The organism is Staphylococcus ureilyticus (genome assembly GCF_002902235.1).
Lineage (GTDB): Bacteria > Bacillota > Bacilli > Staphylococcales > Staphylococcaceae > Staphylococcus > Staphylococcus ureilyticus.
Genome location: NZ_PPRL01000157.1, coordinates 1 through 1,846 on the forward strand (window position 1 = coordinate 1; position 1,846 = coordinate 1,846).

Sequence of the window (1,846 nt, forward strand, 5' to 3'; positions counted from 1 at the left end):
TTATATAACTATTTTAGATTATATTTAGTATAGAAGTAAATAATAATAAAGGAATGAGCGTACATATGGCATTACTACTCACATCAAAGGATAAATCTAAATTTATACAAAACTAACTTAGACAAATAAACTCAACTATAGTAACAAGAAATTCCGATTCAAATATTGGAGTTATTTTTGAAAACAACCCTAAATACACTCAATTTAGATTAATAGACCATACTCTTCGCTTCAAAAATACACTGCCCTCTCTAATTGATTTATTAGGTGTCGAGGATGGTGTTTGGACATTTATAGATATATTCAATAAAGCTTTTTACGAATAATAACTTTCTGCTTATTAAATTGTGAAAGGGTTCTCTCGTTCTCCAATCATATAGATTAACAAGAATAAATTACATAGACTATCATCTATATAGATGATAGTCTATGTAATTTAAGGGAGGTATGGTGATGTCTTATCAAGAACTAGCAACTTTATTAAAAGTTTTATCTGATCCAAGTAGGTTAGAAATAATAGATTTACTTTCATGTGGTGAACTATGTGCTTGTGATTTACTGGAACATTTTCAATTTTCACAGCCAACGCTAAGTCATCATATGAAGTCATTAGTAGATAACGAATTAGTTATAGTAAAAAAAGACGGCAACAAACACATGTATCAACTTAATCATTCTATTTTAGATGACGTCAATAAAAATTTAACTATCATTAATACTTCTGATCAACGCTGTATATGTAAAAATGTGAAATCAGGTGAATGTTGATGATGACAACTTTAGCAATTGTGATTTTTCTTTTAACTTTACTCTTTGTGATTTGGCAACCAAAAGGTTTAGATATTGGTATTACAGCTTTAATTGGAGCTGTTATTGCTATCATTACAGGAGTCGTAAGTCTTTCCGATGTATTAGAAGTAACAGGTATTGTTTGGAACGCCACTTTAACTTTTGTAGCTGTTATTCTTATTTCATTAATATTAGATGAAATTGGTTTTTTTGAATGGTCTGCAATACATATGGTCAAGGCTTCAAACGGTAATGACTTAAAAATGTTTGTTTTTATTATGTTACTTGGGGCAATTGTAGCAGCATTTTTTGTAATAAACTGCCCATCATCTGATTATCTTCTACTAATAGTATTTTCATAATAACACCTCATTTCAAAAGGAAAACAATTATCACAGGATAAAGACTTAAAGAAGAATACGCTTAGGACATATAAATAATGTATGTCTGATAACAACACCTTTGAAAACGCATACAAAATTATGTGTTAAACGCACATCACTTTAGCACCTTGATGTGATGTGCGTTTAACAAAGAATCCAACGAGTATCAGTACTAATAATGGCATATTATAAATGCCGTTAAACTCTTGTACTACAGCGTATAAACCTTGTGGAAACAGTGAAATCATTGGTGCAATAATTACTACAACAATCCCTTATTCTAATTTTAGCTATTTTTACTAATTATTTGTTACATATAACGCCTCAAATAAAATTACATTCATCTCAAAAAAATTCACTTACAATTCAATCAAATGATAGAAACAATTATTCAACTTATTATCGGAATTGGGTTTACGGGGTTATTAGTTACAAACATTATTGATACTAAAAATGCACCCCAAAAGTTATATTTTTAATGCGACTTTTGGGGTGCATTTTTACGGATAAACTTTATAAATCTGAATTTGAATCAGACTTTCAGTCATCTACCATCAATATGAAAAGAAGATGAACAAAATTAATTATTTCAATTATTAATAGAAATATAATTTTCTAATTTATGATATAGTAATTTAATTTCACCATCTAATCTCCTAAATTCCCAGATAAGT

Annotated in this window: 1 protein-coding gene and 2 pseudogenes; 2 read left to right on the plus strand and 1 reads right to left on the minus strand. The window is 28.7% G+C overall.

Annotation, left to right across the window (positions count from 1 at the left end):
* Positions 1–453 precede the first annotated feature (453 nt).
* Together CD150_RS12740 and CD150_RS12745 are read left to right on the plus strand one after the other, a co-directional pair.
* Complete coding sequence (locus CD150_RS12740; RefSeq protein WP_103161653.1) at positions 454–768, plus strand: ArsR/SmtB family transcription factor; 315 nt, start codon at positions 454–456, stop codon at positions 766–768.
* Positions 768–1,100: pseudogene (locus CD150_RS12745) on the plus strand (ArsB/NhaD family transporter); the annotation flags it as partial. The gene CD150_RS12740 and the pseudogene CD150_RS12745, both read left to right, overlap by 1 nt.
* Positions 1,101–1,189: 89 nt before the next feature.
* Here CD150_RS12745 and CD150_RS13610 read toward each other — a convergent pair.
* A pseudogene (locus CD150_RS13610) lies at positions 1,190–1,447 on the minus strand (solute:sodium symporter family transporter); the annotation flags it as partial.
* Between the last annotated feature and the right edge of the window lie 399 nt (positions 1,448–1,846).

Bases quoted from the DNA above. Each gene is read 5' to 3' on its own strand.
- CD150_RS12740 (WP_103161653.1), top strand. From the start codon at position 454: ATGTCTTATCAAGAACTAGCAACTTTATTAAAAGTTTTATCTGATCCA.